We start from the raw sequence: 22,188 nt of genomic DNA on the forward strand, positions 1-22,188 counted from the left end.
GGGTGGCTTGTCCTTCGCCAAGGTGCCTCGTCCGGGAGCCCCCTTGAGCCGCCGTCGACGTGGTGGACGTCCCAGGATCCGATCCGCTCGACTCTTGTGTCCGGCCACGATGTACACCTCATCGCACTCCACCTTGCCGCTCAGGCGCACCGTGCGACGGCGTTTGACGATCCCCTCGCGCAGCTGCTCGGCCATCCACTGACCGTCGCTTTCATTCAGACCGAGCGCTTCGGCGATCTGCAGGTTCGACTGGTTCAGGCCCATCAAGTACAGAGAGGAAAACCACACCGACAGCGGCTGGTGGCGTCCCATGAAAATCGTCCCTGTCAGATCATCGAAGCGTTTCTCGCAGTTTCGACAGGTGTAGCGGCGACAGGCCCTGTGTCGGTGGTTGCGGCCACGCTTGACGATCTTGTTGGAACCACAACGTGGACAATCAACGACGTACGGCCAACGCATCCGTCGGATTTTGTCGTCGCATTTCTCTTCGTCGATCAAGTCGTTGAGACGGCACATCGGAGCAGCACGTGTTGAGTCAGATGCCTGACCTTAGCATGTCCTCAAAACCCACTATGAGCCTCTTGTCTTTGCCTGCGACAGCTGCACCGGCTAGGCCTTGCTTGCTCTTGACGCCGATTCAGCAACACAGAAATCTCGATCTATATAGAAGCAACGCTCGATATCCACCACGCATGATATCGCCGCGTCAAGCTTGAAGCTGTCGTGCAGAAGGTAGTTTTGGGCGAACGGCAAGACTGAGTCCCTGCAGGCTGACCAAGCCTGATGACGTTTGGCGTTTGCGAGCGCTCAGCCTAGCCTGTTGGCAGCGTAAGGCTCGAGGCTGGCGTTCTTGCGCTTGCGTGTATGTCGCTGCAGCACGACTGACTTAATTAGGGAGCGAGGCGTTCAATCTGCCAAGGAGCGTCGGGCGCTTCTCGTCGGTAGCGGAAGCGATCGTGCAGCCGGCTGTCACGTCCCTGCCAAAATTCGATGCTGGTCGGAACTACGCGATAACCGCCCCAGAAGTCTGGGAGCGGTATCTCGCCTTCGCTATATCGGTGCTTGATCTCGGCGACCTTCTGCTCGAGTAGCGAGCGTGAGCGAATCACCTGACTCTGCGGTGAGGCCCAGGCACCGATGCGGCTGCCGCGACCGCGGGTCATGAAGTAGCGCAACGACTCGCTGGTCGGGATGCGCTCGGCGCTGCCAAGGATGCTGACCTGCCGCGCCAGCGCAACCCAGGGAAACAGCAGGGCGACCTGGTTGTTGACGTCGATCTGCTGGGACTTCGCACTTTGGTAGTTGGTGAAGAAGACGAATCCCTGAGTGTCATACAGTTTCAGCAAGACGGTGCGCAGGCTCGGCTGACCATCGCTGTCGACCGTGGCGAGGGCCATTGCGTTGGGCTCCGGGAGCTGGGTCGCAAGGGTCTCTTGGTACCAACGCTGGAACTGAACAATGGGGTCAGCATCAAGATCCGCGCGGTCGAGCCCTCGCTCCATCGCTTGCGTGCGAAAGCGGGCCGGGTCGGGATTCGTCTGCTCCGGGGTTGCGAGATAGTGCATGGCTGCTGCGCGAGGCGTGGCTGTTCCTATGGCGTGCCTTTGCTCAGGATCGCGTGCTCAGGATCGCTGGCTCAGCAGGGCGTCGATTTGAGCCTCGGCAGCGGCCCAGTCGTCGGCGTGGTTGCCGGGTGCGAATCCGCGTTTCTCTGCGATGTAGTAGGCGGCTTCTTGAATCATGCGGTAACGTTCTTCTGCGCTGACCTCAGTTACCGGGCTTAGGGTCACTGGGCGCTCTTGGCGCGGTTTTGCGCTGGCCTTTTTGCTGGTTGTTTTCTTGGTGACCGGCTTGGTGGCGGGCTTGGCAGCCGCTGAGCTAGGAGTGGCTGGGGCAGCCGGACTCGGGCTCGATGCTGTGGGGGCCGCCTTCTTGGTCACCGTCTTCTTGACGACTCCGCTGGGGCTGGGTGCACTGCTGGTCTTGGCCGGCACGGTTTTCTTGGCCGCGGTCTTCTTGCTGCTGGTCTTTTTGGTGACCGGTCTGTTAGTGGCCGGCTTGTTTTCGGCCGCGGCGGCCTTTGTGGTTGTTTTCTTGGTTACGACGGTCTTTTCATCAGCCATGTCGCTCACTCGCCTCCGAGTACTGCATTGGTATTCAGCTCTGGTAGAGAATACACGACCTTTATGGTCAATCGAAGCATGTTGGTGTGCAGACTGTTATCGGGCTTTCCGCTTGCGCGTCTATTCTTCACGAAGCGCACGGGCGGGAACGGCTCTGGCGGCTCGGATAGCCGGGTAGATGCCAGCGAAGATGGCCGCAAGCCAGGCGAGCACAAGCCCCGAGATCAGCGTCTGCGGCTGCACCTGCATGGGCATGGTCCAGCCGAAGGAGCGCAGGTTGATGACGCTGATCAGCAGATCGCCCATCGCCAGGCCGAGCGGGATGGCGAAGAGGCCGGCGGCGAGGCCCATGGCCGAGGTCTGAATCAGGATGAGCGCGCGCAGCTGGCCGCGGGTCATGCCGGTGGCGCGCAGTACCGCGTAGTCGCGGGCGCGCTCTAGCTCGAGGGCCATGAGGGCGCTGAGGATGCCGACGAAGGCGACGCCGATGGCGAGCAGCCGCAAGACCTTGGTGATGGTGAAGGTCTGGTCGAAGATATCCAGCGAGAGCTCGCGGATGGCGCGATTGGTCTGGACGCTGGTGGTGATGTCGAGCTGGGCGAGGAGCGTCTCGACCTGTCGGCTGACGGCGTCGGCATCGGCCTCGTCAGCGAGGGTGATGCCGAACGAAGAGACGGCGGGATCATCCCATTTCTCAGCGTAGAGGGGGCGGGGCAGGATGAGGGTGCCGCTGTCACTGCCGTAGTCTTGGAAGATGGCGCCGATCTCGAAGCTCTGCCAGCCGCTGGTGGTGAACAGCTCGAGGTCGTCGCCGACCTGCAGCTGCCGGCGATAGGCAAGCGGTTGCGAGATGAGGATGAGCCTTCCGGCCTGCCAGCCTGGCCAGAGATCCGCTGCGGTCGGGCCTTGAAAGCGAAAGCCGCGTGGCTGGCCGGTGCTGGATTCGAGCGCGAGGCTGAGGACGGGGCCGTCTCGGGTCTCGATGCGGTTGCTGCGGCCTTGGCTCAGGGCGTCGACCTCGGGGAGCGCGAGCAGTTGATCAGCCAGCTCGGGGGGCAGGTCGCCACCGCGACTCGCGCCGCTGCTGGATTCGGCCGAGATGTAGATGTCGCTGGTCAGGGTGTTGGCGAGCCAGTCGGAGACGCTGGCGCGGAAGCTGCCGATCATGATGCTGACGCCGAGCGTTGCCGACACGGCAACGGCGAGCGCGGCAACGGCGAGGCCGGATCGCGTGATGGAGGCGGTGATGCCGCGCGCCGCGAGCCGGCCCTGGGTGCCGAACAGGCGACCGAAGAGGGGCGTGGTCAGGCTGGCGAAGCCATGCACGGCCAGCGGCATCAACAGTGCAGTCCCGACGATCACCAGGAACAGGGCGAGGAAACCGACGCCCATCGAGCGGGCCGAGAGGGCGATGAGGCCGAGCCCGATAAGGATCAGCAGAACGCCGCTGGCGGCGAGCCAGGGCAACAGCCGTCGGGCTTGGCCTTCGACGCGGGTGCGACGGATGACGTCGCGCGGTTGCGAGCGCGCGGCCTCGAGCGCAGGGCCGAGCGCGGCGAGCAGGGTCACGCCGAGACCCAAGCCAATCCCCTTGAGCAGTGACAGCGGCGCCAGGTGCAGGCTGCGGACACTGAGCTGGAAGTAGATATCGTTGATGGTGCGGGTGACCAGCTGGACAAGACCGGCGCCGACAGCGATGCCGAGCAGGACACCGAGCAGGGCGCCAATGAGGGCGAGGGCGAGGGTCTCCACCAGCACCAGCGCAAAGAGTTGGCTGCGGGTGGTGCCGAGCATGCGTAGGGTGCCGAGCAACGGTCGGCGCTGAAGCACGGCGAAGGTCATGGTGTTGTAGACGATGAAGGCGCCGACCAGCATCGCCAGCAGGCTCATCGCGGTGAGGTTGGTGTGGAAGGCGCGGGTCATCTGGGCGATGGCATTGCTGCGCTGCGCCGAGGCCTCGAGTCGCACGCCGTCGGGCAGGGCGGCGGCGACGCGCTCGGCCTCAGCGTCAGTCAGGATGAGATCGATCCGCTCGATCTCGCCGAGTCGGCCGAGCACCTCCTGGGCGGTGGCGATATCGGTGATGGCGAGTCCGCTCAGATTGGCCTGTTCAGGCAGGATGGCAGCGACTGTCATCGGCACGCTTGCGGCGCCCAGATCGAGCTTGAAGGTGTCTCCCGGCTTGAGCCCAAGGCGTGTTGCATCGTCGCGACTCAGCGCCAAGGTGGCTGGGTCGCGGAGCAGACGCAGCAGGCCGACGAGGCCGTTCGAGGTCCTAGTTTCGCCGCTACTGTTCGGTTGGCTAAGGGTTTCGCCGCTGGTTTCGGTCGCGGCCTGGTTGCTGGTTGGGCTGCTCGTCTGGCTGCCGGTCTCGGAGTCAGCTTCGGCATGCATAGGCCCTTCGGTCGATGCCGCGCGCGGTGGCGAGCCAGCGGGGCTTGCTGGCGCTGCTGCAGTGCCCGCGCTGGCTCGATTGAGACTGGCACGCAGATCCGGGCGCATCGAGGCGGCGGCGAGCAGGTCGAGCCCGAGCAAGGTCAGGCTGCGCTCGCCGATGCGCACCGGTGCATCGATGACCGGCGTTGCCTGGGTCAAGCCCTGCTCTAGGCGCAGTTCCGCGTACAGCGTTTCTGGGAGACTGCCGCCGGCGCTGATGACCTGATGGGTGGCGGGGCCAGTGACCTGTTCGACCGAGAGCCGAAAGCCGCGCTTGGCGCTCTCGTTGGCCAAGTCGACCGCGATGACGACGGCGACGCCGAGCGCGATGCCGGCGATCGACAGCCAGGTCTGCCAGGGGTGGCGCGTCAGATAGCGCCGGCTGGCGCTGAGAAGGGACTTGGTCAGCATGCCAGGCTTCGCCGTGCGCTCTGCATTGCGCTCTGCATTGCGCTCTGCATTGCGCTCTGCATTGCGCTAAGCGTTGCTCCCAGTGTTGCCCATGGCATTGCCCCAGGTATCGCTCCCGGTGCTGCCCACAGTGTTGCCCCCTGTGCTGCCCCCTGTGCTTCCCATAGCATTGCCTCCGTATCGAGCTTGCTGCGCGGGCCGCTGGCGCGCGTCTGTTCGACCGACGTCGGTTGGTCGTGGAGGAGTCCGAGATTTACCATGACAGTGCCTCGGTGTCGGTGCTGAGGCGACCGTTATCGAGCGCGAGCACGCGATCGGTGATCTCTGAGACCTTGCGGCTATGGGTGACCAGGATCAGGGTGCGGCCCTCATCGCGAAACAGGTGGGCGAGCAGTTCGAGCACCACTTGACCGGTGCGCGCATCGAGGTTGCCGGTCGGTTCATCGGCTAGAACCAGCGCCGGGTTGTGAATGAGGGCGCGGGCGATGGCGACGCGCTGCTGCTCGCCGCCGGAGAGTTCATCGGGGAAGGCGCCTTCGCGGCCGTCGAGCCCAACCTTTGCGAGCCAGTCGCTGATCTGGCCTCGGCGCTCGCGCGGCGGCGTGCCATTGAGTTCGAGCGGCAGGCCAATGTTCTCAGCCACCGTTAGGGTCGGGATGAGATTAAAGAACTGGTAGATGAAGCCGATGTGCTCACGTCGCAGCAGCGTGAGCTCTGGCTCGCCCATCGCCGCGACGCTGCGCCCCATGATCTCGACGTCGCCGGTATCGGGCTTGTCGATGCCGGCCAGCAGGTTGAGCAGGGTCGATTTCCCAGAGCCGCTCTGGCCGACCAGTGCAATGCACTCGCCGCGAGCAACCCCGAAGCCGATGTCGGCCAACACGGTGCGCCGCTGGTGGCCCTCAGCGTAGGATTTGCCAAGACCGGCGACGGCCAGTATAGGCGTTTGATCGCTATCGTTGCTATCCATTAGGGTCAGAGCCAACGGACCAGGTAATATAATCGCTGACTCTCAGACGAGGACGAGGGTCCGTAGACCACCGCGGGCTCGAGCTTTTTCGTCTGATCACGGCCGGCTCGCGCCGCCTCCTCGCTCTCGACGAGGGTTACGCACCCCTCCGGGAAACGGGCGCGTCGTTTGCTTGGCGCCTTGATCAACGCAAAGCGTTCGGCGAGCGATGTCGAGTCTGGGTCGATGATGACATGCGGCATGGTTGATTCACACTGGTTGCTGCGTTGGTCAGAGCGCTCGCGCGCTCAGCACAGGCCATTCAGCGCAGGGCCATGGCCTTAGTCTTGACCCTCTATGTCGCGTGGTTAGCCGTCTAGATCAACCCGGTTGGGCAGGATTGGCGAAAGAGCCGCCGGTTGCGTCGCCGGCCTGTCTCGGTCTGACTGGACCATAGCTCGAATCCATGACGATGCAGGGATTGTCAGCGACTGGAGCGAACGCTGATCAGGGTATGGCCGATCTGATCAACGGCCCCTGCTACAGCATGCCCTATTGATCTCGGGCGATGATGCGATGGCCTAATCCGCTATCATCTCGTCCTCAGCTGTTACCTCGGAGACCCCAGCCTCGATGCACGCCCATCATGCCCTGGTCCTGAACCTTCATCAGCCACCCGGCAACCTCGAGCACTTGCTCGATGAGCAGACCTGGGAGGCTAAGGAGATCCTGTTTGCGCTCGACCGCATGCCGCGCAGTCTATGGGGTCAGGAAGACCTGGCGCGGGTGCATCTGTCGCTCTCCGGCACCCTGCTCGAGACCCTCTCCAGCCCCGACTTCCAGGCCCGCGTCTACGGCATCGTCGACTGCGGCAAGCTGCTCTGGTTCCTGCAGAATCAACAACTGTTCGACATCCTCGGCACCGGCTACTACCATCCCGTGCTGCCGCTGATCCCGGCCGCCGACCGCCCCGAGCATCTGCAGCGCTGGCAGGGCATCGCCCGGCACCTGTTCTGGCGCTCACGCTTCGATGGCTTCTGGCCGCCGGAGATGGGCTTCTCGATGGAGCTGATCCCGCTGCTGCGCCGCTTCGGCTACCGCTACGTGCTGGTCGACAGCGAGCACGTCGAACCACTCACGCCGATGAGCTGGCAGGAGATCCGTTACCGACCCCACATCGCCCGCCATGGCGACGACCAGATCATCGTCGTGGTGCGCGACCGCGAACTCTCCGACGCCCAAGAGTCTGGCATGGACCCCGGCTGGTTCGTCAACGAGGTCGCCGAGCGCACCCGCTGGTGCGACTTCCCGCCACTGGTCACCACCGCCACCGACGGCGAGAACGGCGGCTGGTTCCGCAACGTCACCGACGGCGCCAACTACTGGTCCGCCTTCTACCGACCGCTCCTCGACATGATCCGCGCCGGCAAGGCCAACCTGAGACCCAGCTTCATCCACGACTATCTCGACACCCACGGCGCCCATGGCGAAGTCCATATCGCCACCGGCGCCTGGAACACCGGCTGGCATCACGGACGCGGCTTCACCCAATGGACCGGCTCACAGACCCAGCGCGACGTCATCGCCCGCTACGCCACGCTGAGCCAGCGATTACATGCCTGGCGCGAGCGCCAACTGGGCATCGAGGCCAGATCCGCTGGTGCCCCTGGCTCAGCCGTAGATGACACCATTGAGGCAGCCGCGGCAGCGACGGCCGCCACAGCCGCAGACACTACAGCTGAAGCCGCAGCCGCGGATGCAACGACCGCCGCCACCGATGCAACGAACGTAGCCACCGATGCAACGACCGCCGCCAGCGCCCCTGTTGGCAACGGTAATGCGATTCCGACTCCAGCAGCTCCCCCCGCACCTCCCGCAGCGCTCCCCGAGCGTCTAGACGACGCTCAATGGCATCTGCTCCGCGCCGAGACCAGCTGCAACATCTTCTGGGGCGAGGCCTGGTGCTATCGCGCGGCAGCCGATCTCGACCTCACCGAAGACATCCTCAACCGACTCGATGCTGAAGCCACCGAACAGGCGCGCACAACCGATCAGGGCGCCGAGAACCCAGCGTTGCCGGTAAAGCCTCACCAGACCTAATGCGAATGGCACAGCGCCACCTCGGAAGACTCTCCAGCCACCAAGCCAATCATCAACCCCAACAGGAGCCAAAACCTATGGCAGACCTCCCGGAACTCATCGACGGCCTCCCCAACATCTGCGGCCAAGAACCCAGCATCGAACAGGCCATCAAAGCCGGCCAAAGCAAAACCCTCAGCCAATCCCCAGGCGCCATCGACTTCGGCAGCATCCGCGCCGCCTGTGCGATCGCGCTGCATCAACACCAACCGCTGATCCCCGCCGGCGGCGACGACCTGCATACCGCCGCCATCATCAGCAACCTCAAATACATGATGGACCACCAGGACATCGGCGATAACTACAACGCGCCGGCCTTCGTCTGGTGCTACAAGCGCATGGGCGAGTTCATCCCGCAACTGATCCACGAAGGCAAATCCCCACGCGTGATGCTCGAATACTCCGGCACGCTGCTCTATGGCCTGCGGCAGATGGGCGAGCACCACGTCCTCGACGCCCTCAAGGGCATGACCATGAACCCCGATTACCACTGGGCCGTCGAATGGCTCGGCATGCCCTGGGGCCACGCCGTCGCGCCCTCGACCCCGGTGCAGGACTACCGGCTGCACGTGAAGGCCTTCCAGCACCATTTCGCCGCCCTGTTCGGCACCGAGGCCCTCGAGCGCGTGCGCGGCTTCTCGCCCTCCGAGATGGCGCTGCCGAACCATCCCGATGTCGCCTACGAGTTCGTCAAGACCCTCAACGACTGCGGCTTTCAATGGGTGCTGGTGCAGGAGCACAGCGTCGAGCAGACCGACAACGGCTGGCATCCGCAACGCCCGCATCTGCCGCACCGGCTGGTTTGCACCAACTCCAAGGGCGAGACCGCCAGCATCATCGCGCTGGTCAAGACCCAGGGCTCGGATACCAAGCTGGTCGCGCAGATGCAGCCCTGGTACGAGGCACAGAGCCTGCAACGCTGGGAACTGGCCGGCAAACAGGTGCCGCCACTGGTGACCCAGATCGCCGACGGCGAGAACGGCGGCGTGATGATGAACGAGTTCCCGGACAAGTTCTTCGAGGCCGCGCGCAACGCCTCGGGCTCCGATGTGCCGCTGATGAACGGCAGCGAGTACCTGGAGCACCTGTTCGCGATGGGCATCAAAGAGAGCGACTTCACCGAGATCCGGCCGGTGCAGCAGGGCAAGCTCTGGGCGCAGATGCAGCCCGGCGATGGCCCGGAGAAACTGGCCAAGGTGATCGAGGAACTGAAGCAGTCCGACCATCAGTTCCACATGGACGGCGCTAGTTGGACCAATGATCTGTCCTGGGTCAAGGGCTACGACAACGTGCTCGGGCCGATGGAGGAGGCCAGCTCGGTGTTCCACGAGAAGGTGCTGAAGCCCAAGACCCCGACTGATGATCCGAACTACCGCAACGCGCTCTATCATCTGATGGCGTCGCAGACCAGCTGCTATCGCTATTGGGGCCAGGGCCTCTGGACCGACTACGGTCGCGAGATCTGCCGGCGGGTGACCGAGATCGTCAAGCACGACTTCGGTTGATCGGCCGCTACCGATCCGCCGCGTCTGGATTCAACCTGTCGCGGCGGGTGTTGCGGTTTAGTGCTTAGAGATTGGTCACATCGTCCGCGTAGCCAAACACCTCGATGCCAAGACGCTCGGCCACCGGCCGAGCCTCAGGCCGGACCATCGGTGAGATGACCAGCTTGCGGGTCACCTCGCGGCCATGGCGGCGTTGGTAGTACTGAACCTTGCGCTCGAATGTGTAGATGTCGGATTTCGACATCGACGACTTGAGTTCACAGAGGATCAGGTCACCGTTACGGATGATGATGTCGATCTCGACCTGATCGGGCACGCCGAAGACCGTGCCTTCATCATCGAACTCGTTGACGTTGATGACCTTGACGCCAAAGGACTCCTCCAAGATCCCCTTGAGGGCGGAACGGAAGCTGGCTTCGGAGGCCAAGCCCCAGCGGGCGCCGACCGCGCCGAGACCCTGTTCCTGACGGATACGGGTCTTGCGGATCTCATCGAGCAATTCATGATTGAGACGGTTCTGCTCGTCCCACTTACGGTTCTGCTCGTCCCACTTACGGTTCTGCTCGTCCCACTTACGGTTCTGCTCTTCCCACTTACGGTTCTGCTCGTCTAAATGGCGATTCTGTTCTTCCCACCTACGGCTCTGTTCTTCCCACCTACGGCTCTGTTCTTCCCACTTTCGGTTTTGCTCGTCTAGATGACGGTTCTGTTCGTCCCACTTGCGCGCCTGCTCTTCGCGGTCAGCGGCCAGCTCTCGGAGCACCCGATCGAAGCGATCGTCGAAGCGCTCGGTGGTGACTGCGGTGCGGCGGATCAGGTCTTCTAGCCAGCGGCGAAAGCCGCTGTCTTGCTGCAGCAAGGTCGGTAGGTCTTTCTCAAGCTGGGATTTGATCTCATCGATAGACATTTTGGGCAGTCCTGGTCGCAAGCTTTATCAACCAAGGTTATATCGCGTGGTCTCGGCTTCGGGATAAGCCTAGGACAGTAAGAAACTGTCCATCAACTTCTTCCTGATTTGAGGGTCAGTGTTGGGCGATGATCGGGAAGTAGATAATGGACAGTCACTCAGCGCGATTTAGTCCACCTGCAAGAAATCACTCCCCGCCGGGCGCTCGAAGCGGAACATGGCGTAGTCGAGCTGCGGGTTGCGCTTCAGGTTGGTGAAGATGAACCGCGTGAGCTGGCCGAAGCGGTCTTCCATCAGCAGATTGTCGAGCTGACCGTCGGTAAAGGCGATACGGAGCTTCACGACCTCGGTGTCCTCGGTCTTGGGCACCAGTTCGACCCAGGTGCGACCGTCGCCCTCATCGAGATTGCTGAGTTTGAAATAGTCCTCGACCGGTTGCTCGCTGGCCAACAGCTGCGCCGGGGTGCCGTCGAGGATCTTCTTTTGGCTGCTGTGGGTGACCTGGTTCAGATCCTTGTCATGGACATAGATGCGCGAGCCATCGGCGAGGATCTGCTGATCGGTCGGCGTCTCATAATCCCAGCGGAAGCGGTTTGGCCGCAGCAGATAGAAGGTGCCGGTGGATTCGATCATCTGGCCACCATCAGCGCTGATCGTGATCTGGCGGAAGTCGGCGCTGAGGCTGTTAAGGCCGCGCAGATAGTCCTTCAATTCATTGATGCCATCGGCAACGGCGAAGGGCGATGTGAGCGCCATCAGCGCCATTAGCGCCAGGCTCAGGGGCAGGCTGCGTCGCGCGATCGCCCTCAGGGTCTGTCCGATCAAGTGCATGGTGACCTCAGCAGTCAAGGGTTGGGCGCTGAGCCCGAAGCGCAAGCGATTCAGGCTCAGCGGTGGCAGGGCAGGAAGCGCATGAGGGTTGATCTCAAGTGCCTCATCGTCCGGGTTGGTGGTGCGTCAGTTGTGCGGGCAACCGCATCTTATCGTCAGGGGTTGGCGAGGCGCCATCCGCGTGTGCGGGTGCTTGGACCATGATCGTCACGAGCGGTCATGGTCATGGCGCGCTCCGATCAGTCCACGGGCGCTGGCACCAACACCTCGCGGTTGCCATTGGTCTCGGCGGGACCGACGATCCCGATGCGCTCCATTTCCTCGACCATGCGCGCGGCCCGGTTGTAACCGATCTTCAGCCGTCGCTGCACCCCGGAGATCGAGGCGCGACGGCTCTCGATGACGATCTGCACCGCCTCGTCGAACAGCGGATCTTGATCCTCGACATCGCCACCGCCACCGCCCTTGGGTTCCGGATCGATGCCCGGCAGATGGTCCGACGGCTCTTGCAGGATGTTCTCGATGTAGTCGGGCGTCCCCTGCTGCTTGAGGAAGTCGACCACCCGATGCACCTCATGATCATCGACGAAGGCGCCATGCACCCGCTGCGAGATGCTGCCGCCCGGTGGCAGATAGAGCATGTCGCCATGGCCGAGCAGATGCTCGGCGCCCATCTGATCGAGCACAGTGCGCGAGTCGACTCGGGCCGAGACCTTGAACGCCATCCGGGTCGGGATGTTGGCCTTGATCAGGCCGGTGAGCACGTCGACCGAGGGGCGCTGGGTCGCCAGCAGCAGATGGATGCCCGAGGCACGGGCCTTCTGCGCGAGGCGCGCGATCAGCTCCTCGACCTTCTTGCCGACCACCATCATCATATCGGCCAACTCATCGATGATGACCACGATGTTCGGCAGCTTCTCCAACGTCGGGACCTCGGGCGGCGCGAGGCCCTCGGCGATGGCGGCGTTGACGATCGGCGCGTAGGTCGGGTCGGTGATCGGCTGACCGGCGGCGATCGCATCCAACACCTTGCGGTTATAGCCGGCGATGTTGCGCACGCCGAGCGCGGCCATCAGCTTGTAGCGGCGCTCCATCTCGCCGACGCACCAGCGCAGCGCGTTGGCGGCCTCCTTCATATCAGTGACCACCGGCGTGAGCAGATGCGGGATGCCCTCATAGACCGAGAGTTCGAGCATCTTTGGATCGACCATGATCAGGCGCACATCATCCGGGCCGGCCTTGTAGACCAGGCTCAGGATCATCGCGTTGATCGCCACCGATTTACCCGAGCCGGTGGTGCCGGCGATCAGCGCATGCGGCATCCGGCCGAGGTCGGCGACCACCGGCTCGCCGGAGATGTTGGTGCCCATGCTGATGGTGAGCGGCGATTTCGCCTCCTGATAGACGCGTGAGCCGATGATCTCGCTCAGGGTGACCATCTCGCGTTGATCGTTCGGCACCTCGATGCCGATCACTGACTTACCGGGGATGACCTCGACCACACGCACGCTGATCTTCGACAGGGCGCGCGCGATGTCCTTGCTCAGACCAGTGATCTTGCTGACTTTGACACCGGGGGCGAGCTCAAGCTCGAAGAGCGCGACGACCGGGCCGGGATGCACCTCGACCACCTCGGCGACGACGCCAAACTCAGCCAATCGCGCCTCGAGCTCGTGCGACATGGCTTCGATCTGCTCTGGCGTGGCGGCATTGCCGCTGCGCCGGGGTGGATCGAGCAGGTCGAGCGGTGGCCGCTGGCTGAAGTCGCCGCGGATCGCCATGGTGCCGCTCAGCGCTGGCTGCGGAACTGCGGGCCGGGCCGCGGGCGTATGGGCGGAGGTCGGTGCGTCGGCCCAGGCCGGCTCGACCACCGGGGGCGGAGGCGCGAGCGGCGTCATCGGACGGCTGGGCGGCAGGCTTGAGGTCGCAGCGGCGGCTGGCATCGAGCGCTCTGCCATCGTCGGCGACAGGGTCTCGGTCGCAGGCGTTTGTGTCTCTTCTGTCCGCTCGTGCGTTGGCTGCCGCCAGCCTGATCTTAGCGAGTCGGCGTCATCGTGCTCGACCGGCTCGTTTACTGGTGCTGAAGCTGGCGCGGAAAGGGGCTCGCTCGGTCCTCCTCGGGTGACGGCTCGGGTCGGCGTCGACGAGGGATCGAAGCCCGATCCGATCCTGATCTGGAGGTTCGGCTCGGCGCTATGCAACGGCGGCGCGCCTATGGTCGAGCCTATCTTGGCCAGTTCGCTTGGATCGCCTTGCGCCTCGTCATCGAGGCTCTGAATCGCATTCTCAGGCGTCTGCCCTGTTGTCTGCCCTGTTGTCTGTACTAGCGTCTGCTGCCGAGCCGTGGCCTCTGGAAGACCGATCTCGTCAAATCGGCTCGCGCTACTGCGCCATGGCTCGACGCCGTTTACTACTGCGTTATGGTCATCGTCATCGATCTCATCGAGCCAGTCCTGTTCGGAGTCGTCCTCGTCCTCCCATTCGGCCTCCCAATCCTGTCGCTGACGGCGCTCAGCGAGCGTTGCGCTGATGCGCCGATAGAGCGGCACGGGGAAACGCAGTACCATCAGGGTCAGGTCGCCGATGCCATCGACGATGAGCAGCGGCGAGAGTCCGGTAAACAGCGACAGGCCAATCAGCAGCAGCCCGAGCAATAACAGCGAACCGCCGCCGAGGCCGATAGCAGCTGCGGCGAGTTCAGAGACCATCTGGCCAAGGCCGCCGCCGATGCCGTTTGGCAGATCGCCGAATGGGCCAGCAAACTGCAGGCTGGCGAGGCCAGCGCCGGCGGCGAGGGTGAGCAGCAGTCCGATCCAGCGTAACACCAGCCAATAGAGCTTGGTCTCGGGTTCTGGCTCGCGCTCGCGGAAGATGAGAAAGGCGCTCGCGGCCAGGCCGATCGGGATGAGATAGGCAAATATCCCGAATAGGAACAGCGATAGGTCGGCAAACCAGGCGCCAAAGCGCCCGCCGGTGTTGGCGATCGTGGCTTGTTCTCCGGCGAAGGACCAGCCGGGATCATCCGGTGAGTAGGTGGCGAGCGCCAACACCAGATAGAGCGAAATAATGACGACGGCCCAGAGTGCTCCTTCGCGCCAGGCACGCTCTAGATATTCACCGAGACGGGTGTGTCCGAGTCGAGTCGCTTGTTCCACATGATCCTCCTAACGTTTGGCGGATTATAGCCTTAGACGGGGAACTTCGTCGTGTTTCGATGATGTTGATTGGGTTGGGCTGAAGGCTATGATGCTGGCGTGCTGCTTTACCCTGGTCGGGTGCCTGCGTACCATCAACGGTTTGAATCTGGGCGCATTGGAGTATCACGATGAGCGACACCAAACACTGCCGGCTGCTGATCCTGGGCTCAGGACCGGCTGGCTACACCGCGGCCGTTTATGCGGCGCGCGCGAACTTGCAGCCCGTGCTGGTGACTGGCCTGGAGCAGGGGGGGCAGCTGATGACCACCACTGAGGTCGAGAACTGGCCGGGTGATCCGGATGATCTGCAGGGGCCGGATCTCATGGAGCGGATGCGGCGCCACGCCGAGAAGGTCGGCACCGAGATCATCTTCGACCATGTCAACAAGGTGGCGCTGGATCAGCGCCCGTTCCTGCTGAGCGGCGACTCGAGCACCTACAGCTGCGATGCCCTCATCATCGCCACCGGAGCCAGCGCCATGTACCTCGGGCTCGACTCGGAAGAACAGTTCCGTGGCCGCGGCGTCTCAGCCTGTGCGACCTGCGATGGCTTCTTCTACAAGAACCAAAAAGTGGCAGTGATCGGCGGCGGCAATACCGCGGTCGAAGAGGCGCTCTACTTGGCCAACATTGCCTCGGAGGTGACGCTGGTGCACCGTCGCGACGCGTTGCGCGCCGAGAAGGTGCTGCAGGATCGGTTGTTGGAGAAGGCCGACAGCGGCAATGTGCGCATCGCCTGGAACCACGTGCTCGACGAGGTGCTTGGTGACAGCAGCGGGGTGACAGGGATGCGGATCAAGAACGTGCAGGATGGCAGTACCGAGGAGGTTGAGCTGCAGGGCGTCTTCATCGCCATCGGGCATAAGCCGAACACGGGGATCTTTGACGGACAGCTCGAGATGTCGAACGGCTACATCAAGGTCAAATCGGGCACCGAAGGCAATGCCACGGCGACCTCGATCCCAGGTGTGTTCGCGGCTGGGGATGTGATGGATCATGTCTATCGGCAGGCGATTACCTCTGCGGGTAGTGGTTGCATGGCGGCGCTGGACGCCGAGAAGTATCTCGACGGACTCGCGGGTTGAGCCTGCGGCGGCTGGCTTGGAACCGAGTGCGGAACCGAGTGCGGAACCGAGGAGGAATGCGGCGATGAAGCGTCACCAGTTTCCGGCTATTGCGCTGACCCTGGCCGTGCCTCTTCTCGGGGTGCTCTGGATCGGTGGTGGGAGCCGGTCGGCTGATCCCGAGTCTGGTCCCTTGTTACCATTGCTGACGCTGCTGATGGTCAGCGAGTTTGGCTTGATCCTGTGTCTTGCCGGTGTCGTGCTCGGCATCCAGCACGGCCGGCACCAGGGCTGGACTGGCCGTTTTATCTTGATCACGGCCGGTTGCGCGCTGGCCGCTGTGGCCTTCCTCTTGCAACTGATTCGATGGTGGCCATTCTAAGGGGCGATGTATCAGCTCCGCGTTCACTCATCGATCGACCAATTCACTGCGGCCGACTGGAATCGGCTCGCGGGTGATGACCTGCCGCATCTGCGGCACGAGTTCCTCGCGGCGATGGAGCGGCACGGCTGCGTTGGCGAGCGTTTCGGTTGGCTGCCGCGTCATCTTGGCCTGTTCGATCAGGCCGAACGGCTGGTTGCGGTTACCCCCTGTTACCTGAAGTTCAATTCCTACGGCGAGTTCGTCTTCGACTGGGCCTGGGCCGATGCCTACCGGCGCTCCGGGCTCGAGTACTATCCCAAGCTCGTGGTTGCCTCGCCCTATACGCCAGCAACCGGGCAGCGTGTGTTGACCGGTGACGCGCCAAATCGGGCCGAGCTTGCGGCGGCCTTGATCCAGGGGGCGCTCGAAGCCGCCAAGCAGATGGGTGTCTCCGGACTGCACTGGCTCTTCAGTAGCGATGAAGAGACCGACTGGATGCGCACGGCGGGGTTGATGCCGCGGTTAGGCTGTCAGTTCCATTGGCAAAACCAGGGCTACGCCGATTTTGACGCCATGCTCGCCCGCTTCAGCGCCGAGAAGCGCAAGAAGATCAAGCGTGAGCGCCGTCGGGTGGCAGAGGCTGGCGTCTCGATTCGCCGGGTGCCGGGCAGCGAGGCGACTGCTGAGGAATGGACGATCTTCCACCAACTCTACGAGGACACCTTCGACAAGCGAGGGGGCATCCCGACCCTATCGTTACCCTTCTTTCGCGAGATCGGTGCTCAGATGGGCGACAATACACTGCTGGTGCTCGCAGAGCATGCGGGTGAGATCGTTGCCGCGGCCTTCTGCTTGGTCGGTGCGCGAACCCTCTATGGTCGACACTGGGGCTGCTCCAAGGCGTTCCACAGTCTGCACTTCGAGGCCTGCTACTACCAGGGGCTGGAGCACTGCATCGCTCATGGACTCAGCGGCTTCGAGCCAGGCGCGCAAGGCGAGCACAAGGTCGCGCGCGGCTTCTTGCCGACCCGCACCTGGTCCGCGCATTGGATTGCCGAGCCCGGATTTCGTGAGCCGATCGGCAAGTTTCTCGAGCACGAGATCGAGGCGGTGGAAGAGTACATCGCCGAGATGAATGAGCGCAGCCCTTACCGGCGCGATCTCGGTTGATTGGGACATTCGTGGAGGGAGCCCGGTCGGGGTCAGCAATGTCGATGCCCTACCTCTTAGCACCGAATGACCCCAGCGGGTCGTTTCCTGACCCAGCCGAGGCCATGCGCGACCCCGATGGCCTGCTCGCGGTGGGAGGGGATCTGAGCAACGGGCGCCTGATCAACGCCTATCGGCAGGGCATCTTCCCTTGGTACAGCGAAGGCGACCCCATTCTGTGGTGGTCACCGGACCCGCGCACCGTCTTGATTCCGAGCGATCTGCATTGTTCGCGCAGCTTGCGCAAGCTGCTGCGTCGGCGGGCGTTCGCTGTCACCATGGATCGCGATTTCCCGGCGGTCATCCGCGCCTGTGCCGGGCCGCGGCCGGGGAGCCAGGGAACTTGGTTGCTACCGGAGATGATCAGCGCCTACTGTGGCCTCCATGTGCATGGGATCGCTCATTCCATTGAGGTCTGGCAAGACGGCCACTTGGTGGGCGGTCTCTATGGGGTCGCGATCGGCGGCGCGTTCTTCGGCGAATCCATGTTCAGCCGGGTCGACAATGCCTCTAAGGTGGCACTGGTACACCTGTGTGAGCACCTGATCCGCCACAAAGTCGAGCTGATCGATTGCCAGGTTTTGACCTCGCATCTGCAACGCATGGGGGCCGAACTCATGCCACGCGAGCGCTTCTTAGCCCGCCTGCACGCGCTGCGCGATCGACCGTCGCCGATCGGTCACTGGGATGATGGCCAACTGCATTATCCTGGGTGTTCGGACGCTTGTTCAGACGCTTGCTCAGATGAGCGCGTTTGCGCAGACTGAGGTCTGCGACCGCTGTAGGACGTCATTGCAATGAACGCGAATCGGACCATCCCGGGCCATCTGCAGCTCTATCTCACTGGCGAGCATGACTGTTCCTATATCGAAGGGCTGCGAGCACGGACCCTGTTCGTCGATCCCATGGCGCGGATCGATCGCGAGCGGGCGCAGTGGCTGCAGCAGATCGGCTTTCGGCGCAGCGGGATGCACTTCTATCGTCCCGCCTGTCGCGGCTGTCAGCGTTGTATCCCGGTGCGGGTTCCGGTCGCCGACCTGGCGATGAGCCGCTCCCAGCGCCGAAATGCGGCCTTGAACGATACCGATGTGCGCATCGCCTTCAAGCCGGCGCAATTGCGGCCGGTGCATTACCAGCTCTACGAGCGCTATATCCTGGCGCGGCACAGTGACGGCGATATGGCCGACGATGTCTCGGTCGAGACCTACATGCGTTTCCTGCTCAGCCCTTGGGGTGGTCAAACCTGGTTCATCGAGGCCTATTTGGGCGAACGGCTGATGTCGGTGGCGGTCACCGATATCTTCCCGGACGGCCTCTCCGCACTCTATACCTTCTTTGACCCCGATCTCGCGGCGCGAGCGCCCGGCACCTATGCGGTGCTGACTCAGGCGCGCGAGGCCGCACGGCTGGGCCTGAGCCACCTGTATCTGGGGTACTGGATCGAGGAGAGTCCGAAGATGGCCTACAAAGATCGATTTCGGCCGATCGAGGCCTGGGATGGCCAGCAGTGGCAGCGTTTCGAGCGCGCTGAGCCGATCCGTTTCGCGTCTTGAGGGTATCCCCGATCCCAAGTGGCGGATTGGCCTGTGATATACTCGCGCGGTTTTACGGCGGCGATTCGCTAGGGCTGGTCGCCCTTGGCTGATCCTGAGTCCGCACGCGATATCACGACACAGATTTCATAGTCATGGCAAAAGAAGACGTAATCCAGATGGAAGGTGTGGTCACCGAGACCCTGCCAAATACCGTATTTCGGGTTGAACTCGAGAACGGTCACATCGTCACCGCCCATATCTCTGGCAAGATGCGTAAGCATTACATCCGCATCCTCACTGGCGATAAGGTCACGGTGGAGTTGACCCCTTATGATCTGACCAAGGGGCGTATCACCTACCGCGTTCGCTAATGCTCTTCTGGCGTGGTGATGCGGCTTCGACCGAAGCCATCTCTCGCTATTAGATCCCGCTTATCGCGATCAGCCTGCGCGGCTTGCGCATGATGGGGGCCTAAACGGTCGCCTTTCGGCTTGCTTCGCTCGGTCAACGGTGGCAAACATCCTATCCCTGTCGAGCCTTGAGTAAGCAGATCATCCTTGATTCCTGGCTCCTACTAAGATGCTGGCGTTACGCTTGGTAGAGGTTGTCCGTTGGGCCTTAGCCTCTCGCTCAAGCGGCGGTTTTCTCGGTCTCGAAGCTGAAGGTCAGCTCGTCGTCCTCACCAAGACGTACCACCACGGTTCCACCACCGCTGAGTTCGCCGAACAGCAGTTCGTTCGCGAGTGGTTTCTTGATGTGATCTTTGATCACGCGTGCCATCGGTCGGGCGCCCATCTTCGGGTCGTAACCCTTCTCGGCTAGCCAGGCACGGGCTTCTGGCTCCACCATCATCGCCACCTTCTTCTCAGCCAGCTGTGCCTCGAGTTCGAACAGGAACTTGTCGACAACGCTGCCGATGGTCTTGGCGTCGAGCGCACCGAATTGAACGATGGCGTCGAGCCGGTTGCGGAACTCAGGCGTGAAGTATTTCTTCAGCGCCTCCATGCCGTCGGTGGAGTGATCCTGCTCGGTGAAGCCGATCGAGCGACGGCTGGTCTCCTCGGCGCCGGCGTTGGTGGTCATCACCAGCACGACGTTGCGGAAATCCGCCTTGCGGCCGTTGTTGTCGGTCAGGCTGCCGTGATCCATGACCTGCAGCAACAGGTTGAAGACGTCCGGGTGGGCCTTCTCGATCTCGTCGAGCAGCAGCACTGAATGCGGATGCTTGGTGATCTCCTCGGTCAGCAGGCCGCCTTGGTCGAAGCCGACATAGCCGGGCGGGGCGCCGATGAGCCGTGACACCGTATGTCGCTCCATATATTCGGACATGTCGAAGCGGATCAGCTCCAGGCTCATGATGCGCGCGAGCTGGCGCGTGACCTCGGTCTTGCCGACGCCGGTGGGGCCAGTGAAGAGGAAAGAGCCGATCGGCTTGTCTTCGGTGCCGAGGCCGGAGCGATTCATCCGAATCGCCGAGGTGAGGGCATCGATGGCCTCTTCCTGGCCATAGACCACCATCTTCAGGTCGCGATCGAGATGGCGCAGCGATTCGGTGTCGGAGCTGGACACCTTGCGCGTCGGGATGCGCGCGATCTTGGCGACGATGGTCTCGACATCGGTCACGTCGATCCGCTTCTTACGCTTGGCGGCGGGTCGCAGTTGCACGTTGGCGCCAGCTTCGTCGATCACATCGATGGCCTTATCTGGCAGATGCCGGTCGTTGATGTACTTGGCCGAGAGTTCAGCGGCGGCGCGCAGCGCCGGGTTGGTATAGCTGACCTGATGATGCTCTTCGAAGCGGCTCTTGAGGCCCTTGAGGATCTCGATGGTCTCTTCGACCGAAGGCTCGTTGACATCGATCTTCTGGAACCGCCGCGCCAGTGCGCGATCCTTCTCGAAGATGCCGCGATACTCCTGATAGGTAGTGGAGCCGATGCAGCGCAGCTCGCCGGAGGCGAGCACCGGTTTGATCAGATTCGAGGCGTCCATGACGCCACCGGAGGCGGCGCCGGCACCGATGATGGTGTGGATCTCGTCGATGAACAGGATCGCGTGCGGCTTGCGCTTCAGCTCAGCGAGCACGGCCTTGAGGCGCTTCTCGAAGTCGCCGCGATACTTGGTGCCGGCCACCAGCGAGCCGAGGTCGAGCGCGTAAATCACGGCGTCGTTCAGGATCTCCGGCACCTCGCCGTCAACGATCTTCTTCGCCAGCCCTTCGGCGATGGCGGTCTTGCCGACGCCGGCCTCGCCGACTAGCAGCGGGTTGTTCTTACGCCGCCGACAAAGGATCTGCGCGGTGCGTTCGACCTCGCTGGCGCGGCCGATCAGCGGATCGATGCGGCCTTGGCGGGCCATCTCGTTGAGATTCGTAGCGAAGTTCTCGAGCGCGCTCGGCGCTTCTTTCTCGTCGCTGCGCACCTCGTCCGGCTCGGCATGCGCATCGTCATCTTGGTCCTCGCCCGGTACCTTTGAGATACCGTGGGAGATGTAGTTGACCACATCCAGTCGGGAGACGTCTTGTTGGCTCAGAAGATAGACGGCTTGGCTGTCCTGCTCGCTGAACAAGGCAACCAGGACGTTGGCGCCGGTGACCTCCTTCTTGCCGGCCGATTGCACATGGAACACGGCGCGCTGCAGGACGCGCTGGAAGCCGAGTGTGGGCTGGGTCTCGCGTTCGTCGTTGTCGGCGATCAGTGGCGTCGTCTCTTCGATGAAGGTCGCCACATCGATGCGCAGTTTGTCATTGTCCGCGGCACAGGCGCGAAGCACCTTGGCGGCAGCTGGATTGTCGATGAGACAGAGCAGTAGGTGCTCAACCGTCATGTACTCGTGCCGCTTCGCCCGCGCCTCTTTGAAGGCCTGGTTCAGCGTGAATTCAAGCTCTTTGCTCAGCATGGACTGTGACCCCGGAACGGTTCGTTGAAGACGGATTGCTGTTCAAGCGCATCTCAAGCCTCCTCCATCGTGCAGAGCAGCGGATGGTGGTTCTGGCGCGAAAAATCATTGACTTGTGAGACCTTAGTCTCGGCGATGTCGCGTGTGAAGACGCCGCAGACGCCGACTCCGCGCGTGTGTACATGCAGCATGACTTGGGTTGCCTTTTCCGGCGACATGCTGAAGAAGGTCTCGAGCACATGGACGACAAACTCCATTGGCGTGTAGTCGTCGTTGACGAGAAGCACCTTGTAGAGCGGCGGGCGCTTGAGCGCGGGCTTGGCCTCTTCCACCGACAGTCCAGTGCCGTCGTCACCTTCTTCCTGATTCGACAGGTGTATCTGGGTCCCGCGGATGACGTCGAGGGTGAAAGCTGTGGTGAATCGGTGCGGCATCGACCTAATGAGCGTGTTTCTGTGCCGGCGGGAGTCGCCCGTACGGCGCAAGGTTGGTGATAAGACGCTTGTCGCGCTTCTGGTTACGTTTCTGATCGCGTTTCTGATCGCGCTTCCAGATGAGTAGGGGCCATGAGCAGAAAAATACAGCCCCGAAGTGACATCGTCTACGCCTTGAATACCGTCTCC

Annotated in this window: 18 protein-coding genes and 1 pseudogene; 8 read left to right on the top strand and 11 right to left on the bottom strand. The window is 62.8% G+C overall.

Annotation, left to right across the window (positions count from 1 at the left end):
- The 6 genes and pseudogenes from CCR96_RS06525 to CCR96_RS06550 all read right to left on the bottom strand — a co-directional run.
- Positions 1 to 516 (bottom strand): annotated as a pseudogene (locus tag CCR96_RS06525) (IS1595 family transposase); the annotation flags it as partial.
- Positions 517 to 890: 374 nt separating this feature from the next.
- Positions 891 to 1,565 carry a pyridoxamine 5'-phosphate oxidase gene (gene pdxH, locus CCR96_RS06530; protein ID WP_201219036.1) on the bottom strand — a complete coding sequence of 225 codons (675 nt, stop codon included), beginning with the start codon at positions 1,563 to 1,565 and terminating at the stop codon, positions 891 to 893.
- Positions 1,566 to 1,622: 57 nt separating this feature from the next.
- Positions 1,623 to 2,123 carry a DUF2934 domain-containing protein gene (locus CCR96_RS06535; RefSeq protein ID WP_201219039.1) on the bottom strand — a complete coding sequence of 167 codons (501 nt, stop codon included), beginning with the start codon at positions 2,121 to 2,123 and terminating at the stop codon, positions 1,623 to 1,625.
- Positions 2,124 to 2,243: 120 nt separating this feature from the next.
- The gene (locus CCR96_RS06540) at positions 2,244 to 4,970 is read right to left on the bottom strand and encodes an ABC transporter permease (RefSeq protein ID WP_201219041.1); all 2,727 of its coding nucleotides are present in this window, start codon (positions 4,968 to 4,970) and stop codon (positions 2,244 to 2,246) included.
- Positions 4,971 to 5,223: 253 nt separating this feature from the next.
- Positions 5,224 to 5,940, bottom strand: a complete 717-nt coding sequence (locus tag CCR96_RS06545; RefSeq protein WP_201219043.1) for an ABC transporter ATP-binding protein — start codon at positions 5,938 to 5,940, stop codon at positions 5,224 to 5,226.
- Between the two features lie 5 nt (positions 5,941 to 5,945).
- Positions 5,946 to 6,182, bottom strand: coding sequence for a hypothetical protein (locus CCR96_RS06550; protein ID WP_200241420.1), 237 nt, complete (start codon positions 6,180 to 6,182; stop codon positions 5,946 to 5,948).
- A gap of 370 nt (positions 6,183 to 6,552) precedes the next feature.
- Between CCR96_RS06550 and CCR96_RS06555 the strand changes: the two genes are divergently transcribed.
- Positions 6,553 to 8,019 (top strand): polysaccharide deacetylase family protein, encoded by a 1,467-nt coding sequence (locus CCR96_RS06555; RefSeq protein WP_242518658.1) that lies wholly within the window; start codon positions 6,553 to 6,555, stop codon positions 8,017 to 8,019.
- Between the two features lie 77 nt (positions 8,020 to 8,096).
- The gene (locus CCR96_RS06560) at positions 8,097 to 9,563 is read left to right on the top strand and encodes a glycosyl hydrolase family 57 (protein ID WP_201219045.1); all 1,467 of its coding nucleotides are present in this window, start codon (positions 8,097 to 8,099) and stop codon (positions 9,561 to 9,563) included.
- Between the two features lie 64 nt (positions 9,564 to 9,627).
- Here the strand turns inward: CCR96_RS06560 and CCR96_RS06565 are convergent, their stop codons facing one another.
- The 3 genes from CCR96_RS06565 to CCR96_RS25055 all read right to left on the bottom strand — a co-directional run bounded on the left by CCR96_RS06565 (position 9,628) and on the right by CCR96_RS25055 (position 14,456).
- Positions 9,628 to 10,470, bottom strand: a complete 843-nt coding sequence (locus tag CCR96_RS06565) for a PD-(D/E)XK nuclease family protein (RefSeq protein ID WP_201219047.1) — start codon at positions 10,468 to 10,470, stop codon at positions 9,628 to 9,630.
- 168 nt (positions 10,471 to 10,638) lie between these two features.
- The gene (lolA, locus tag CCR96_RS06570; RefSeq protein WP_201219049.1) at positions 10,639 to 11,301 is read right to left on the bottom strand and encodes an outer membrane lipoprotein periplasmic chaperone LolA; all 663 of its coding nucleotides are present in this window, start codon (positions 11,299 to 11,301) and stop codon (positions 10,639 to 10,641) included.
- A 239-nt stretch (positions 11,302 to 11,540) separates the two neighbouring features.
- Positions 11,541 to 14,456, bottom strand: coding sequence for a DNA translocase FtsK 4TM domain-containing protein (locus CCR96_RS25055; protein ID WP_201219057.1), 2,916 nt, complete (start codon positions 14,454 to 14,456; stop codon positions 11,541 to 11,543).
- A gap of 170 nt (positions 14,457 to 14,626) precedes the next feature.
- Here CCR96_RS25055 and trxB point away from each other — a divergent pair, with 170 nt between their 5' ends.
- The 6 genes from trxB to infA all read left to right on the top strand — a co-directional run bounded on the left by trxB (position 14,627) and on the right by infA (position 19,041).
- On the top strand, positions 14,627 to 15,583 hold the full coding sequence (gene trxB / locus CCR96_RS06580; protein ID WP_201219059.1) for a thioredoxin-disulfide reductase: 957 nt from the start codon (positions 14,627 to 14,629) through the stop codon (positions 15,581 to 15,583).
- 64 nt (positions 15,584 to 15,647) lie between these two features.
- The gene (locus CCR96_RS06585) at positions 15,648 to 15,944 is read left to right on the top strand and encodes a hypothetical protein (RefSeq protein WP_200241394.1); all 297 of its coding nucleotides are present in this window, start codon (positions 15,648 to 15,650) and stop codon (positions 15,942 to 15,944) included.
- A gap of 6 nt (positions 15,945 to 15,950) precedes the next feature.
- Positions 15,951 to 17,096, top strand: a complete 1,146-nt coding sequence (locus CCR96_RS06590) for a GNAT family N-acetyltransferase (RefSeq protein ID WP_201219061.1) — start codon at positions 15,951 to 15,953, stop codon at positions 17,094 to 17,096.
- A 38-nt stretch (positions 17,097 to 17,134) separates the two neighbouring features.
- Positions 17,135 to 17,902 (top strand): leucyl/phenylalanyl-tRNA--protein transferase, encoded by a 768-nt coding sequence (gene aat / locus CCR96_RS06595; protein WP_420827255.1) that lies wholly within the window; start codon positions 17,135 to 17,137, stop codon positions 17,900 to 17,902.
- A 30-nt stretch (positions 17,903 to 17,932) separates the two neighbouring features.
- Positions 17,933 to 18,688 carry an arginyltransferase gene (locus CCR96_RS06600; protein ID WP_201219063.1) on the top strand — a complete coding sequence of 252 codons (756 nt, stop codon included), beginning with the start codon at positions 17,933 to 17,935 and terminating at the stop codon, positions 18,686 to 18,688.
- 134 nt (positions 18,689 to 18,822) lie between these two features.
- Positions 18,823 to 19,041 carry a translation initiation factor IF-1 gene (infA, locus tag CCR96_RS06605; RefSeq protein WP_200241386.1) on the top strand — a complete coding sequence of 73 codons (219 nt, stop codon included), beginning with the start codon at positions 18,823 to 18,825 and terminating at the stop codon, positions 19,039 to 19,041.
- 259 nt (positions 19,042 to 19,300) lie between these two features.
- Here the strand turns inward: infA and clpA are convergent, their stop codons facing one another.
- Positions 19,301 to 21,565, bottom strand: a complete 2,265-nt coding sequence (clpA, locus tag CCR96_RS06610; RefSeq protein WP_201219065.1) for an ATP-dependent Clp protease ATP-binding subunit ClpA — start codon at positions 21,563 to 21,565, stop codon at positions 19,301 to 19,303.
- A gap of 53 nt (positions 21,566 to 21,618) precedes the next feature.
- Positions 21,619 to 21,999 (bottom strand): ATP-dependent Clp protease adapter ClpS, encoded by a 381-nt coding sequence (clpS, locus tag CCR96_RS06615; RefSeq protein WP_201219067.1) that lies wholly within the window; start codon positions 21,997 to 21,999, stop codon positions 21,619 to 21,621.
- Positions 22,000 to 22,188 lie beyond the last annotated feature (189 nt).

It is taken from the genome of Halochromatium roseum (assembly GCF_016653315.1).
Classification (GTDB): domain Bacteria; phylum Pseudomonadota; class Gammaproteobacteria; order Chromatiales; family Chromatiaceae; genus Lamprobacter; species Lamprobacter roseus.

What these genes read in the sequence shown, in the direction of transcription:
- pdxH (WP_201219036.1), bottom strand. Translation starts at nt 1,565, where the DNA reads ATGCACTATCTCGCAACCCCGGAGCAGACGAATCCCGACCCGGCCCGC.
- CCR96_RS06535 (WP_201219039.1), bottom strand. Translation starts at nt 2,123, where the DNA reads ATGGCTGATGAAAAGACCGTCGTAACCAAGAAAACAACCACAAAGGCC.
- CCR96_RS06540 (WP_201219041.1), bottom strand. Translation starts at nt 4,970, where the DNA reads ATGCTGACCAAGTCCCTTCTCAGCGCCAGCCGGCGCTATCTGACGCGC.
- CCR96_RS06545 (WP_201219043.1), bottom strand. Translation starts at nt 5,940, where the DNA reads ATGGATAGCAACGATAGCGATCAAACGCCTATACTGGCCGTCGCCGGT.
- CCR96_RS06550 (WP_200241420.1), bottom strand. Translation starts at nt 6,182, where the DNA reads ATGCCGCATGTCATCATCGACCCAGACTCGACATCGCTCGCCGAACGC.
- CCR96_RS06555 (WP_242518658.1), top strand. Translation starts at nt 6,553, where the DNA reads ATGCACGCCCATCATGCCCTGGTCCTGAACCTTCATCAGCCACCCGGC.
- CCR96_RS06560 (WP_201219045.1), top strand. Translation starts at nt 8,097, where the DNA reads ATGGCAGACCTCCCGGAACTCATCGACGGCCTCCCCAACATCTGCGGC.
- CCR96_RS06565 (WP_201219047.1), bottom strand. Translation starts at nt 10,470, where the DNA reads ATGTCTATCGATGAGATCAAATCCCAGCTTGAGAAAGACCTACCGACC.
- lolA (WP_201219049.1), bottom strand. Translation starts at nt 11,301, where the DNA reads ATGCACTTGATCGGACAGACCCTGAGGGCGATCGCGCGACGCAGCCTG.
- trxB (WP_201219059.1), top strand. Translation starts at nt 14,627, where the DNA reads ATGAGCGACACCAAACACTGCCGGCTGCTGATCCTGGGCTCAGGACCG.
- CCR96_RS06585 (WP_200241394.1), top strand. Translation starts at nt 15,648, where the DNA reads ATGAAGCGTCACCAGTTTCCGGCTATTGCGCTGACCCTGGCCGTGCCT.
- CCR96_RS06590 (WP_201219061.1), top strand. Translation starts at nt 15,951, where the DNA reads ATGTATCAGCTCCGCGTTCACTCATCGATCGACCAATTCACTGCGGCC.
- aat (WP_420827255.1), top strand. Translation starts at nt 17,135, where the DNA reads ATGTCGATGCCCTACCTCTTAGCACCGAATGACCCCAGCGGGTCGTTT.
- CCR96_RS06600 (WP_201219063.1), top strand. Translation starts at nt 17,933, where the DNA reads ATGAACGCGAATCGGACCATCCCGGGCCATCTGCAGCTCTATCTCACT.
- infA (WP_200241386.1), top strand. Translation starts at nt 18,823, where the DNA reads ATGGCAAAAGAAGACGTAATCCAGATGGAAGGTGTGGTCACCGAGACC.
- clpA (WP_201219065.1), bottom strand. Translation starts at nt 21,565, where the DNA reads ATGCTGAGCAAAGAGCTTGAATTCACGCTGAACCAGGCCTTCAAAGAG.
- clpS (WP_201219067.1), bottom strand. Translation starts at nt 21,999, where the DNA reads ATGCCGCACCGATTCACCACAGCTTTCACCCTCGACGTCATCCGCGGG.